Origin of the sequence: Solwaraspora sp. WMMB335, assembly GCF_049179075.1 — a bacterium.
GTDB lineage: Bacteria > Actinomycetota > Actinomycetes > Mycobacteriales > Micromonosporaceae > Micromonospora_E.
This window is the reverse complement of record NZ_JBMHMF010000001.1, coordinates 4,305,118-4,318,025: the sequence shown is the minus strand read 5'-3', so window position 1 is coordinate 4,318,025 and position 12,908 is coordinate 4,305,118. Positions and strand designations below refer to the sequence as shown.

At 71.2% G+C, this 12,908-nt stretch carries 12 protein-coding genes; 4 read left to right on the top strand and 8 right to left on the bottom strand.

The annotated features are described in order from the left end of the window. Positions 1–75: 75 nt before the first annotated feature. A complete protein-coding gene (locus tag ACN27F_RS18570; protein WP_421435047.1) occupies positions 76–576 on the bottom strand; it encodes a SixA phosphatase family protein in 501 nt (166 codons plus the stop codon). Between the two features lie 116 nt (positions 577–692). Between ACN27F_RS18570 and ACN27F_RS18565 the strand changes: the two genes are divergently transcribed. Further along, complete coding sequence (locus tag ACN27F_RS18565) at positions 693–971, top strand: DUF6458 family protein (protein ID WP_421435045.1); 279 nt, start codon at positions 693–695, stop codon at positions 969–971. A 30-nt stretch (positions 972–1,001) separates the two neighbouring features. On the opposite strand, the gene trhA is transcribed toward ACN27F_RS18565, so the two are convergent. Next, positions 1,002–1,679 (bottom strand): PAQR family membrane homeostasis protein TrhA, encoded by a 678-nt coding sequence (trhA, locus tag ACN27F_RS18560; RefSeq protein ID WP_421435044.1) that lies wholly within the window; start codon positions 1,677–1,679, stop codon positions 1,002–1,004. Positions 1,680–1,765: 86 nt separating this feature from the next. Here trhA and ACN27F_RS18555 point away from each other — a divergent pair, with 86 nt between their 5' ends. From ACN27F_RS18555 to ACN27F_RS18545, 3 genes are read left to right on the top strand one after another with little or no spacing between them, the layout of a single operon-like run. Next, complete coding sequence (locus tag ACN27F_RS18555; RefSeq protein WP_421435042.1) at positions 1,766–2,473, top strand: 5-oxoprolinase subunit B family protein; 708 nt, start codon at positions 1,766–1,768, stop codon at positions 2,471–2,473. 13 nt (positions 2,474–2,486) lie between these two features. Continuing rightward, a complete protein-coding gene (locus ACN27F_RS18550; protein WP_421440294.1) occupies positions 2,487–3,347 on the top strand; it encodes a biotin-dependent carboxyltransferase family protein in 861 nt (286 codons plus the stop codon). Next, positions 3,322–4,071, top strand: coding sequence for a LamB/YcsF family protein (locus tag ACN27F_RS18545; protein WP_421435039.1), 750 nt, complete (start codon positions 3,322–3,324; stop codon positions 4,069–4,071). The genes ACN27F_RS18550 and ACN27F_RS18545 overlap by 26 nt, the downstream gene beginning before the upstream one ends. A 53-nt stretch (positions 4,072–4,124) precedes the next feature. Here the strand turns inward: ACN27F_RS18545 and ACN27F_RS18540 are convergent, their stop codons facing one another. From ACN27F_RS18540 to pdhA, 6 genes are all read right to left on the bottom strand, one after another. Beyond that, positions 4,125–5,972, bottom strand: coding sequence for an NHL domain-containing thioredoxin family protein (locus tag ACN27F_RS18540; protein ID WP_421435036.1), 1,848 nt, complete (start codon positions 5,970–5,972; stop codon positions 4,125–4,127). A gap of 49 nt (positions 5,973–6,021) precedes the next feature. Further along, complete coding sequence (locus ACN27F_RS18535) at positions 6,022–8,199, bottom strand: LppU/SCO3897 family protein (protein WP_421435034.1); 2,178 nt, start codon at positions 8,197–8,199, stop codon at positions 6,022–6,024. A 308-nt stretch (positions 8,200–8,507) separates the two neighbouring features. Next, positions 8,508–8,645, bottom strand: coding sequence for a hypothetical protein (locus ACN27F_RS18530; RefSeq protein WP_421435031.1), 138 nt, complete (start codon positions 8,643–8,645; stop codon positions 8,508–8,510). 231 nt (positions 8,646–8,876) lie between these two features. Continuing rightward, positions 8,877–10,307, bottom strand: coding sequence for a dihydrolipoamide acetyltransferase family protein (locus tag ACN27F_RS18525; RefSeq protein ID WP_421435030.1), 1,431 nt, complete (start codon positions 10,305–10,307; stop codon positions 8,877–8,879). Positions 10,308–10,312: 5 nt separating this feature from the next. Beyond that, positions 10,313–11,302 (bottom strand): alpha-ketoacid dehydrogenase subunit beta, encoded by a 990-nt coding sequence (locus tag ACN27F_RS18520; RefSeq protein ID WP_421440293.1) that lies wholly within the window; start codon positions 11,300–11,302, stop codon positions 10,313–10,315. Beyond that, complete coding sequence (gene pdhA, locus ACN27F_RS18515) at positions 11,299–12,477, bottom strand: pyruvate dehydrogenase (acetyl-transferring) E1 component subunit alpha (RefSeq protein ID WP_421435028.1); 1,179 nt, start codon at positions 12,475–12,477, stop codon at positions 11,299–11,301. The genes ACN27F_RS18520 and pdhA overlap by 4 nt, the downstream gene beginning before the upstream one ends. Positions 12,478–12,908 lie beyond the last annotated feature (431 nt).

Sequence of the window (12,908 nt, the reverse complement as noted above, 5' to 3'; positions counted from 1 at the left end):
CGTCCCGCTACGTCTGCCTGCCGACGGGGGGCGTAGCGGGCGTGCGCACCTGCCGCTCGAGCCGGTGCCCGCCGCTCAGTTGACCTTCGCCGCCCGGGCGGTGTACGCGCTGACCAGCGGTGCCACCTCCGGGACGCAGCCGGTCCAGGTGCCGGCGTACCGGTGCACCGCTATGCCACAGGTCTGCAGGCCGCTGTCGCTGGCGTTGACCGGATCCAGTAACGCTGAGAAGTAGGAGATCGTCGGGTTGTGCCCGACGACGAGCACCCGGTTTACCTGGTCATCCAACCGCTGAACCAGATCGAGCAGGTCGCCGGCGGTCCCGCCGTACAGCACCGGTTCGAACCGGGCCGGGACCTGCCCACCCGCTGCGGACACCTCTTGCCAGGTCTGCCGAGTGCGCCGGGCCGGTGAACAGATGACCAACTCGGGCCAGGCACCGCTGGCCGCCAACCAACGACCGGCATGCGCCGCGTCCGAATGCCCACGTGGGGTGAGTCCCCGCTCGTCGTCCGCCACCCGGTCAGGCTGCTCCGCCTTCGCGTGGCGCAGCAGCACGATTGTGCGTTGCGTCATCCCTTCAGCTTGCCTGATTGGGCTCGGAGCCGCCTGGGTACATCCCAGCGCGCCGCTACCTCGCGAGCGGCGCGTCGCCGGCACGACGGTGTCGGCAGTAACCAAGGAGGTACGAAATGGGCATCGGCGGGAGCATCTTTCTCATCGCCCTGGGCGCCATCCTGGCCTTCGCGGTCGAGGCTGAACTGGGATTTCTTGATCTGACCACGGTCGGCTGGGTGCTGATGGTGGCCGGCGTGTTCGGGCTCGTGCTGACTCTGTGGCTGTGGCAGAGCCGTCGCCGTACGGTGGTCCAGCGCACCGAGGCCGCAGAACCGGCTGCCGTCCCCACACAGTCGGACCGGGTGGTCGAGGACCAGTACCGGGAGGTCCGCCGCCCCGGACACCCGGTGTGACGGGGCAGCGCTGCGGCCCGCGCCGCCTCGTCAGGCGAAGAGTGCGAAATAGATGGCGATGTGGTGACAAACCGCGGCGACCAGCGTGCAGGCGTGGAAGAACTCGTGGTGGCCGAAGATCGTGGGCCAGGGATTGGGCCGGCGCAGCGCGTAGAAGACCGCACCGACGCTGTAGGCCGCGCCGCCGACGATCAGCAGGACCAGGGCGGTGACTCCACCGGTTCGCAGGATGTCGGGCAGCACCACGACCGCGACCCAACCGAGTCCGATATAGAGCGGAGCGCCGGCCCAGCGGGGCAGGTGCGGCCAGATGAGCTTCATCCCGACGCCACCCAGCGCACCGGCCCAGACCACGGTGAGCAGCCAAGCCGCGCTCGGCCCGGGGAGCAGCAACAGGCAGAACGGGGTGTACGTGCCGGCGATGAACACGAAGATCATCGAGTGGTCCAGCCGGCGCATCACCTGGTATGCCTGCTGCGACCAGACCCGACGGTGATACAGCGCACTGGTGCCGAACAGGCCGCACACGGTCAGGCTGTAGACCACGCAGCTGAGCAGCGGGGCCCACCCGGGCCGGGTCGCGGCGAGCGCGCAGAGCACGATCCCGCAGACCGCGGCGACGAAGAACGCGTACGTGTGGAGCCAGCCACGCATCCGGGGCTTGCCGATGTCGACCGGCCGCAGGCGCAGGGGTGCTTCGGTGGTCACCTGATCAGGTTACGGCAGCGTAGGTTACCGTCTGGTAGTGAAACGCCTCACGTCCGCCGGTTGCCAGCTGCCGGCAGGATGGTCCCATGCGGATCCGTACCGCCGGGCGGCACGCCCTGCTGCTTGAGTGGACCGTTGCGGCGCGCGCCGACATCGAGACCTGGCGGGCCGAGTTGCACCACCGGCGCGATCGGGGCGATCTCGACGCCGTGGAGATCGTGCCCGCCGCACGCACCATCCTGCTCGACGGGCTCAGCGACCCGGCCGCCACCGCGCGCCAGCTCGCACGTTGGCAACCCCGGAACGGACGACACCGGAACGGGCCACCCGGGGCGAGCCCAGCTGCCGGATCCGTGCCAGGTCGGCTGTCGCCCCTGGTCACCGTGCCGGTCCAGTTCGACGGTCCTGATCTGACTGCGGTAGCCGAGCACTGGGGCGTCGACCCGGCCACCGCCGTCGACCGGCTCACCGGCGCCGACCTGCAGGTGGCGTTCTGCGGCTTCGCACCCGGGTTCGCGTACCTGAGCGGCCTGCCCGCCGAATGGGCCGTGCCACGCCGGTCGAGCCCGCGTCCGGCGGTGCCGGCCGGGGCGGTCGCGCTGGCCGGCGAGTACGCGGGAATCTACCCGAGCGCCTCGCCGGGCGGCTGGCAACTGGTCGGGCGGACCGACCTTGTCCTGTTCGATCTCGACCGCGATCCGCCGGCGACGCTCGTCCCCGGCACCCGGGTCAGGCTCGCCCACGCCGATCGGAGCGCACGTGACCGGAGCGGGTGTGACCGGAGCGGGCGGTGACCGAGGGGCGGCGATGATCGAGGTCGTCCGGGCCGGCGCGCTCACCACGGTGCAGGACCGTGGCCGGCCCGGCTGGGCCCACCTCGGCGTGCCGCGCGCCGGTGCCCTCGATCAGCCGGCGCTGGCCCTGGCCAACCGGATCGTCGGCAACCAGCCCGGCGCCGCCGCGTTGGAAATGACCCTGACCGGTTGCACGCTTCGGTTCCCGGCGGGTGGCCGAGTCGCCCTGACCGGGGCCCCGGCCCGGCTGCGCGTCGCCGGCCGGCCCGCCGCGTTTTTGGCCGCGGTCGCGGTGCCGGCGGGCGCGGTGGTCGAGGTCGGCCCTATCCGGTACGGGGTACGCGGCTACCTGGCCGTGGCCGGCGGGATCGCGGTAACGCCGGTACTCGGCAGCCGGGCCACCGACACGCTCGCCGGCATCGGCCCACCGCCACTGCGCGACGGCGACCTGCTTCCGGTCGGCACCGCAGGGACCGCCCTGGTGCCGGCCACCGACCCGGTGCCCTGGTCGGTGCCGGCGCAGTCGCTGCGGCTCACCGTGCGGCTCGGTCCCCGGCAGGACTGGTTCACCGAGGAGGCGATCCGACTGCTGCTCGGCACCGCGTACACGGTCAGCCCGGTGAGCAACCGGGTCGCCGCCCGGCTGACCGGCACCCCCCTGGCCCGGTCCGTGCCCGGCGAGCTGCCCAGCGAAGGGCTGGTGCTCGGCGCGGTGCAGGTCCCCGCCGACGGCCAGCCACTGATCTTCCTCGCCGACCATCCGACCACCGGCGGCTATCCGGTGATCGCGGTCGTCGACGACGTCACCGCGCTGGCGCAGGCCCGGCCAGGCACTACCGTGGAGTTCCATGGACCTCAACGCGGACCTGGGTGAGGGATTCGGCATCTGGCGTCTCGGCGACGACGAGGCCCTGCTGGACATCGTCACCTCGGCCAACCTGGCCTGTGGGTTCCACGCCGGCGACCCGTCCACCATGCGGCAGGTGTGCCTGGCGGCCACCGCCCGGGGCGTGGCCGTCGGCGCCCAGGTCGGCTACCGCGACCTGGCCGGCTTCGGGCGGCGGCGGATCGACTACGGATTCGCCGAGCTGCGCGACGACGTGCTGTACCAGGTCGCAGCCCTGGACGGGTTCTGCCGGGTAGCCGGTGACCGGGTGCGTTACGTGAAGCCGCACGGCGCGCTGTACAACACGGCCTGCGTCGACGAGGGGCAGGCCGCGGCGGTCGTGGCCGCCGTCGTGGACTTCGATCCGGCGTTGCCGGTGCTCTGTCCACCCGGCTCGGTTCTCGCGCAGCTGGCCACCGGTGCCGGCCTGCGGGCGGTCGGTGAGGGCTTCGCCGACCGGGGGTACCTGCCGGACGGGCGACTGATGCCCCGGTCAGCGCCCGGCGCGCTGCTCGACGGTACCGAGGCCGCTGTCGAACAGGCTCTGTCCCTGGTGGTACGAGGCACCGTCACCGCCCACGACGGCACACCGGTCCCGTGCCTCGCCGAGTCGATCTGCGTACACGGCGACACCCCGGGCGCGGTCGAGCTGGCCCGGCTGATCCGTGCCGCACTACACGCGGCCGGCCAGCGGCTCGCCCCGTTCGCCTGACCGCCCCGTTCGCCTGGCCGCCACGAACGTGCGTGCGTGGCGGTCGCCGGCCGTCAGCCGTCGGCTGCCAAATCGACGCCGCGCAGGATCAGCGGCACCCGGGTCACCCCACCAGGGTCGATCCGCAGTGGTACGCCCCAGTCCTGCCGGGTCAGGTGGCAGGCGGCGTGCTGGTCGTTCGCGTCGCAGGTCGCCACCTGAGCGACTACCTGCAGTACTCCGGTGCTCGCCGATGAGGCGATGGTCAGCCGCCGGCTCAACTCGGTGCCGATGCCGGCACCGGCGCTGAGCAACTCGGGCGGGTCGGCGGAGATCTCCAGCCGGGTCGGCGGACCGAAACCGCTGTCCAGCTTCTGGCCGGGTGCCGGAGTGAACACCACGTCGAGGGTCACCGTGCCCGGCGCGACCAGCATCGCGGGACGTTCGGTCCGCTGCCGCTCGCCAGTGGTGGTCACTCCGGCAGCGGTGAGCGCACCAGGTGCGATTCTGGTCACCCGGTGGGCGGCGGATTCGACCACCCAGACCGCGCCGTCGGCGGTGAGCAGGACGTCACTGGGCTCGGCGAGCCCGTCGGCCACCGTGGTCAACTCGTCGGTGACCGGGTCGTAGCGCCGCAGCGCACCGTTGTAGGTGTCGGCGACCAACACCGACCCGTCCACCAGGGCACAGACCCCCAGCGGATGCTGTAGCAACGCTCTCGACGCGGGTCCGTCGACCTGGCCGAAGTCGAACAGGCCCTGCCCGACGACCGTACGCAGCCGGCCATCGGCGAGGCAGCGCAGCGCACTGGTCTCGCTGTCGGTGATCCAGAGCTGCCGTCCGTCGACGCTGACCGCCAACCCGGACGGCTGCGCCAGCCACACGTCCGGAATCGGGCCGTCGCGCAGCGACTCGACGGTGGTGCCGGCGTACATCCCAGCGGTCCGCTTGACCGGGTCGAACCACCACAACTGGTGGATGCCGGCCATCGCGCTGATCACCTTGCCGTCGTACCAGGCCAGATCCCAGGGCGAGGAGAGGTCGACGGCGAGGGAGTCGTGCGGGTTCCAGTCGACAGTGGAGCGCCACTGGCGGCCGGAACCGGCGACCGTACGCACCTCACCGGTCTCCTCTACCAGCCCGCGCAGCAGGTGGTTGACCGTGTCGGCGACCACGATGTCGTAGCCGACGACGGCAGCCACCTCGGCAGGCAGCCGCAGCAGCCCTTGCGGCTCGCTGAACCGAGCGGTGGTGGCGTCGCCGTCGGCACGGCCCCGCTCGCCCGAGCCGATCCGGCGCAGTACCGTTTCGCCGTCCGCGGCCAGTTCCACGAGCGCGTGCCGAGCGGTGTCGGAGACGAGCAGCCGGCCGTCGTCGAGCACGATCGCCTTGCCGGGAAACCGTAGCGTGGTGTCTGCCGACGACGGTGGCACGTACGGGCCGTTGCCACGGTGCAGGGTGCCCTTGGCCTCGTGCGTCAGGACCAGTTCGTCGATCTCGCGGGCGAGCCCTTCGGCATGGCCCTCGCCGGCCATCGTGGCGACCACGTAGCCCTCCGGATCCACCAGCACGAGCGTCGGCCAGGCCCGCGCCGCGTACTGCTGCCACATGTCCAGATCGGGGTCATCGAGTACCGGGTGGGTAACGCCGTACCGCTCGACGGCGGCGGCCACCGCGGCAGGCTCGCGTTCGTGGGCGAACTTGGGCGAGTGCACCCCGATCACCACGAGCACGTCGCCGTACTTGTCCTCCAGCGGGCGCAGCTCGTCGAGCACATGGAGGCAGTTCACGCAGCAGAAGGTCCAGAAGTCCAACAGTACGATCCTGCCGCGCAGGTCGGCGAGAGTGATCGCCCGGTCGCCGGTGTTCAGCCACCGGCGACCCTTCAGCTGCGGCGCGCGCACGCGCGGTGAGTTCAGCACACCGGCAACCGTGCCATGCCCTGCCGGTGCCTGCCGGCCGGGTCTGACATCATCCGGTGGACTCCGTGCCCGGCTCCGCCGCGTCCTCTTCAGGTGCCGGCTCGGCGGCCGCCGATCGCAGGCAGAGTACCTGCTCCTGGCCCGAGTTGCCGGGCACCTCGATATGCGGGGCGCTCGGGTCGTCACACTGGTCGGCGCGCTCGACCTTGGCGACCACGGTGAACGCGTTCGGCTCGGCGCAGTCGGCCGGCGCTGCCGTGTTGCCGGACTGCTTGACGCACTCACCGACAGCCGGGTTGAACGCCGCCTCGCCGCCGGGCTGGCGGGTGATCAGCCACACCAGCAGCAATGGCACCGCGACGAGCAGCACCGCGGCCGTCAGTACCGCTACCAGAACCCGCCCGTTGCGTACCTGTGGTGCCGGCTGATCGGGCTTGGCCTCACCGGCCCCCGGCTCGTCCGGGCGGAACGCGTCGAACCGGTTCTGCTCTCGGTCCTCACCTGGCGTCCACTGGGCGGTTGCCGGGCCGGCGCCGGCCGGCGGTGCCGAACCTGGATGCATGGCCGGCGGTGCCGAACCTGGATGCATGGCCGGCGGTGCCGAACCGGCGTGCGCGGCGGCCGGGCCGGCCTGGACGCCACCCGCGTAGCCAGCTGGTTGGTGCGACGGCTCCATCGGCGGGTATCCGTCCGGTCGGCCGTGCCGCCCGGGGCCGTCGACACCGTCCTGGCCTGCGTCGACGAGGTCGCCATAGGGTGCCGCGCCGGATTGACGGTAGCCGCGGCCTGCCTCGGCCGGCGAGGTCGGCTGGATGTGCGCCGCGGTGCTGAGATGAGGCAGGGCCAAAGCGGCGGCATCCGGGCCGCCAGGAGGGGCGGCGGCTGGCGGGGCCGCAGGTTGGCCCGGAGGAGTCGGACGCGGCCCGAACGGCTGCGCCGCCTGTCCGGCCGACCGGCCGGGCAGTGGCTGACCTGCCGATCCTGGCTCGGGCGTCGGCACCGGCGAGCCGGTCGGACCGAACGCCCTGCCGTTGGGCGACAACGCCTCGGACTGCGGCTGCCCCGAACCGCTCTGTTCGGGGCCGGCCGGGCGGCCGTACAGGCGTGGCTGCGCTGGCGGACGGTTCGCGCTGATCGCCGCCGCGTCGGCCGGTGGCGCGACCCGGCTGCCGCTGGGGACAGCGGCACTCGCGGTGACCCCGCGAGCCCCGGGGTGGCCTGCGGCGGACTCACCACCGGACGGCGACGGCGGGGGTGACGGGGGTGAGGGCCGGTCCGTCGGAGCAACGAACGACGGGCGGGGGTCGGAAACCGGTGGCGGGTCGAGCGGACCACGCTGCTGAGGAAGTGGTGGTTGAGCCGGTGCCGGTGCGGGGTCGGCCGGCGGTGGAGGCATCGGTGCACCACCGAGCGCGGCGGCCAGCGATGCGCCCGGAACGCGTACCTCCTGTGGCGGGAGGGGAGTCGGGCCAGCAGGGGCGAACGGCAGTGCCGCGCCGTGCCGCGATGGTGGTTCACCCGGCGCAGGCTGCCGAGGCTGCTCTGGAACCGGCGGCTGGACCGGTCCAGGGTTGTGCTCAGGGCTCGCGTGCGGCTCGGGTACCGGATGGTTCGGCGTATTGCCGGCACCGAACGGATTCGCCGGCTCGAAGCCGTGTGGTGGCTCGAAGGCCGCCGGCGGCTCGAAGTGGGCCGGTGCCGGACCGGGCTCGAACCGGCCCTGCTCCGGGGCGCGGGACGGCAGGTCGGTCGGGCGCTGCGGCAGTCCGCCGAACCCACCGGCCGGCGGCGGCGCGGCCGCCGGCCGCGCCGGGTCGGTGCGCCAGGCCTGCTGTGGTGTCCACGGCTCGGCGGGCGGTATGGGCGGCGGCGGACGCCACCCCATGTCGCCCGGCGCCGGGCGGTTCTGCTCGTCCGCACCGCCCGGTCTGGCATCGACAGGTCGACCGCCGCCAGGCTCACCTGGCCCGGCGTAGTTACCGGGCGCGGGAGGAAACGGCGGCGGTGCCGGGTAACCCTCAGGCCGCTGGGCCGGCGTGGGGCGGCCAGCCGGGCCGGGACCCCACGGATCGTCGGTCGGCCCCCACTGCTGTGCCGGGGCGCCTGGTCCAGGGACCGCAGCTGATTGGTCGGCATGGTGTCGTTGGCTGCTGCCGTACGGCGCGGATCCGCCGACACCCGCCTCGTCCGGCTCCTGGCCGGGATGCTGCGTGCCCTCGGACGTCATGTGCGCCTCCTCCATGACATGTCAGCCGTGCCGGTGTGGTCGACGCGGCTGGTCGGTCGACCAGTGACGCCGGTGGTCCGGCCGGGCTGGCTGCCCCGGCCCTGGCGGTCGGGCACCGCCAAGGCCTCGCAGCCCTGGTCGCCGGCTGATGATCCGGGCAACTGCTGACCGGTCGTGGCCTTCAGCGCGCCGGCCGACCCGACGGCGACCGAGCCCCACCGTACCGGGCCATCGCGGACGGGAGAATCCCGGTGCCGGGGAAGTGGCAGTGGTGTCTTGACTTGGCGAGCGCAATAGCAGCAATGCGTTCAGCTGTAGTAGCGCTGTGCGATGGCGCGGATCTCGTCCCGGACGGCGGCCGAGTTCGTCGAACGCAACGCCCGCTCCAGCGCGCGGGTCCGCCGGGCGGCTTCCCGGTGGCGACGGATTCGATCGATCATGGACATGACGTGCTCTCCTGTGGATCTGCATGGGGCTGGCCACGGCGGCGGCCCGAGTCAATTGAAGCGCATGTTCCAGGAGGAGTGCCAACGAATCCAAGGTGATGGCGAGCACTCGCCTAAGAAAGTTCGGATTTCAGCCACTGATTCGTTGCTTTGTGAAGGTCCGCAACGAGTCGCGGCGCCGCTCCCGATGCTGGGAGCGACGCCGTGGTCACCTTGTGTTGAGTTGCTGACTCAGGTCCAAGCGAGCAGCATTGCCTCCGGGTCGGTCAGGAAGTCGCCGACGTCACGCAGGAAGGCCGAACCTAGTTCCCCGTCGATGATTCGGTGATCGAACGACAGCGCGAGCGTGGCGACCTGGCGTACCCGGATCTTGTCCTTGTGCACCCAGGGTGCCTTGCGGATGGCGCCGACCGCGAGGATGGCCGACTCACCGGGAACGAGGATCGGCGTGCCACTGTCCACGCCGAACACTCCGACGTTGGTTATCGTCATCGTTCCGCCGGTCATGTCCGCCGGCGCGGTACGTCCTGCCTTCGCGGTACGCACCAGTTCGGCCACTGCCTCGGCCAGTTGACGCGTGGTGAGGCGTCCGGCGTCCTTGATGTTGGGCACGATCAGACCCCGGCCGGTGGCTGCGGCGATGCCCAGGTTGACGTACTCCTTGACGAGGATCTCGTCGCCGGCCCAGGTGGAGTTGACCAGGGGATGGCGAACCAGCGCGACCAGTACGGCCTTGGCTACCAGCAGCAGCGGGGAGATCCGCAACTCCCGCCACTCGGGCTGTCCGCGTAGCCGGTCCAGGACCTTCATCGACCGGGTGAGGTCCACCGTCAGAAACTCGGTGACATGCGGGGCGCTGAAGGCGGAGGCGACCATGTTCTCCGCGGTCAGCTTGCGTACACCTTTGACCGGGATCCGCCGTTCCCTGGCCGGCCCGACCGCCGCCGCTGCCGCGACGCGGGCGTGCGACTCCATTGCCGACGACGGGTCAGCCGATCCGACGGTAACCGCATGCTCCGGTCTGCTCGCCTGCAGCACGTCGTCTCGGGTGATCGAGCCGAGTGGACCGCTACCGGGCAGCGCGGCAAGATCGACGCCGAGGTCCCGGGCCAGTTTGCGCACCGGTGGCTTGGCCAGCGGCTTTGGGTCGACCTTGGCAACGGCCACCGGCGCCGTCGGAGCCGGTGTGGCTGCCGCCGGCTGCGGTTGATGGCCGTTGGTGCGGCGCGGGCGTCGTTTCGCCGCCGTCGTGCGGGGACCGTAACCGACCAGCACCGCGGTCCGGCCACCCGGGGCCGGACCGCCGATCATGCCGGGCTCGACCGCCCCGCCGGCTGGCGGTACGGCCCGCTCGTCGCTGGGCTTCTCGCCAGCTGCCGCATCGGTCTGTGGACCGGTCTCGGCCGGACCGGCCTGGGGGTCGGTGTCTATCGCGATGATCGCCGTGCCGACCTCGACCGTCGCGCCTTCGGCGTGGAAGATCGCCTGCACCTGCCCGCCCCACTTGGCCGGGATCTCCACCGCTGCCTTGGCCGTCTCGACCTCGACGATCGGCTGGTTCAACTCGATCACGTCACCGACCGCGACGAGCCACTTCAGAATTTCGCCCTCGGTCAGCCCTTCGCCGAGATCCGGGAGGTCGAACTGCTTGATCCGGGACATCACGGTCACCACCCAACGGCGCGGTCGACGGCGTCGAGCACACGGTCCAGGTCGGGCAGGTACTCCTCCTCCAGCCGGGCCGCCGGGTACGGCGTGTTGAAGCCGCCGACCCGCAGCACCGGCGCTTCGAGGGAGTAGAAGCACTCCTCGGTGACCCGGGCGGCGATTTCCGCGCCGAGGCCGAGGTTGGTCGGCGCCTCGTGTACCACGACGCAGCGACCGGTCCGCCGTACCGAGTCGTACGTGCTGGCCAGGTCGAGCGGGGAGAGTGAACGCAGGTCGATCACCTCAAGCTCGCGGCCCTCCTCGGCGGCGGCGGTCGCCGCGTCCAGGGCGGTGCGCACCATCGGCCCGTACGCCAGCACTGTCGCGTCGCTGCCAGGGCGCACGACCCGCGCGGCATGCAGTGGGTACGCCGTACCGAGCGGCGCCTCCAGCTCGACCGGTGCCTTTTCCCAGTAGCGCCGCTTCGGCTCCAGAAAGACGATCGGGTCGTCCGAGACGACCGCCTGCTGGATCATCGTGTACGCGTCCTGCGGCGAAGCGCAGGCGACGACTTTCAGACCGGCCGTGTGCGAGAAGTACGCCTCTGGCGACTCCGAGTGGTGCTCGACCGCGCCGATGCCGCCGCCGAACGGAATTCGGATGACGATCGGCAGCTTGACCTTGCCCTGCGACCGGTAGTGCATCTTCGCCACCTGCGACACGATCTGGTCGTAGGCCGGATAGACGAACCCGTCGAACTGGATCTCGCAGACCGGACGGTAGCCGCGGATGGCCAGACCGACCGCGGTGCCGATGATGCCCGATTCGGCCAGCGGCGTGTCGATCACCCGGTCTTCGCCGAAGTCCTTCTGCAGCCCGTCGGTGATCCGGAAGACGCCGCCGAGCTTACCGACGTCCTCGCCCATGACGATGACCTTGCTGTCGTTTTCCAGCGCGCGGCGCAACCCGACGTTGAGCGCCTTGCCCAGTGTGACCGTTTCCGCCATCAGTGCGACCCTCCCTCGAACGACGCCAGGTAGCGCTCGAACTGGGCCCGCTCGGCGTCGAGCAGCGGCGAGCCGTGCGCGTACACGTGGTCGAACAGGGCGGTCGGCTGGGGGTCGGGCATGTCGAGTACCCGTTGCCGCAGGTGTACCGCGTCCCGCTGGGCCTGCGCGTCGACCTCGGCGAAGAAGTCAGCGTCGGCGATCTGCTGCTTCTCCAGGAAGACGCGTACCCGGGCGATCGGATCCTTGGCCTGCCAGGCCTCCACCTCGCTGGCGATGCGGTAGCGGGTCGGGTCGTCCGAGGTGGTGTGGGCGCCCATCCGGTAGGTGTAGGCCTCGATCAACGTCGGCCCCTGTCCGTGCCGCGCGTTGTCCAGGGCGGTACGGGTGACCGCGTAACTGGCCAGCACGTCGTTGCCGTCCACCCGTACGCCCGGGAAGCCGAAGCCGGCCGAACGCTGGTAGAGCGGGATCCGGGTCTGCCGGTCGAGCGGCTCCGAGATGGCGTACTGGTTGTTCTGGCAGAAGAACACGACGGGCGTGTTGAAGACACTGGACCAGACGAACGCCTCATTGACGTCACCCTGGGCGGACGCGCCGTCACCGAAGTAGGCGATGACCGCCTCGCCGTCGTCGCCGCCGGTCTTGCCGTCCATGGCGATGCCCATGGCGTACCCGGTCGCGTGCAGCGTCTGGGCACCGATCACGATCGTGTACATGTTGAACTTGAACTCGTTGGGATCCCAGCCGCCCTGGTCCACCCCGCGGAACAGGCCCAACGGCATGATCGGATCGATCCCGCGGCAGTAGAGAACGCCGTGCTCACGGTAGGTGGGGAAGGCCATGTCCTGCGGCCGCAGGGCCCGGCCCGAGCCGACCTGGGCCGCTTCCTGGCCCAGCAGGCTCGCCCAGATGCCCAGCTCGCCCTGGCGCTGCAGGGCGGTCGCTTCGGCGTCGAGTTTGCGCACCACGACGAGATCGCGGTAGAGACCGCGGTACTCCTCGTCGGTGAAGTCGACCGTGTATTCGGTACCGTCGGGCCCGGTGACCTTGTCGATCCGTTCGCCGTCGGGGGTGAGCAGTTGCACCAGCTCCGAGCCGGCGGCTGCCTTGGTGCTCGGCCGCCGCCCCGTGGCTGGTCTGCCACGGGGCGCCGTCCCGCGGTCGCCTTTCGCCATCCGTCTCTCCCATCGTGTGTGCGTGGCAGCGGGGGTGTCCCGACCGCTCAGCTCGTCCTGTCCGCCGACCGCTGCCGGGGCAGGTCCCTCTCACCGCGCCTGGCCCGGGTCAGGGTTGCCGCGCGGCACGGCCGAATTCTGGCTGGAATCCGGTCCGGGAGGAACGGCGTCGTGTCGCGCCCCGCCGGTGTCGGGCGGAGGCAGCGGCGACGGCGCCGTCTGGTCCATACTCGCATTTGTGGTGCGGGACGTCATGGGTCGGCCTCGTCGAGCCGGCACGATGTCCACGTTTACGCGGAACTTGTAACCTCGCGCTGCGAACGGCCGAGACGGACTCGTCCGTCCGGTTCTGATAACACGATGTATTGAACTGGAAAACTATCCGTCACTGATCCACAATGTAGGACAAGGACCCGGTCAGCCGCACCGCA

Bases quoted from the DNA above. Each gene is read 5' to 3' on its own strand.
- ACN27F_RS18555 (WP_421435042.1), top strand. From the start codon at position 1,766: ATGCGGATCCGTACCGCCGGGCGGCACGCCCTGCTGCTTGAGTGGACC.
- ACN27F_RS18545 (WP_421435039.1), top strand. From the start codon at position 3,322: ATGGACCTCAACGCGGACCTGGGTGAGGGATTCGGCATCTGGCGTCTC.
- ACN27F_RS18570 (WP_421435047.1), bottom strand. From the start codon at position 576: ATGACGCAACGCACAATCGTGCTGCTGCGCCACGCGAAGGCGGAGCAG.
- ACN27F_RS18525 (WP_421435030.1), bottom strand. From the start codon at position 10,307: ATGTCCCGGATCAAGCAGTTCGACCTCCCGGATCTCGGCGAAGGGCTG.
- pdhA (WP_421435028.1), bottom strand. From the start codon at position 12,477: ATGGCGAAAGGCGACCGCGGGACGGCGCCCCGTGGCAGACCAGCCACG.
- ACN27F_RS18530 (WP_421435031.1), bottom strand. From the start codon at position 8,645: ATGTCCATGATCGATCGAATCCGTCGCCACCGGGAAGCCGCCCGGCGG.
- ACN27F_RS18565 (WP_421435045.1), top strand. From the start codon at position 693: ATGGGCATCGGCGGGAGCATCTTTCTCATCGCCCTGGGCGCCATCCTG.
- ACN27F_RS18550 (WP_421440294.1), top strand. From the start codon at position 2,487: ATGATCGAGGTCGTCCGGGCCGGCGCGCTCACCACGGTGCAGGACCGT.
- ACN27F_RS18535 (WP_421435034.1), bottom strand. From the start codon at position 8,199: ATGACGTCCGAGGGCACGCAGCATCCCGGCCAGGAGCCGGACGAGGCG.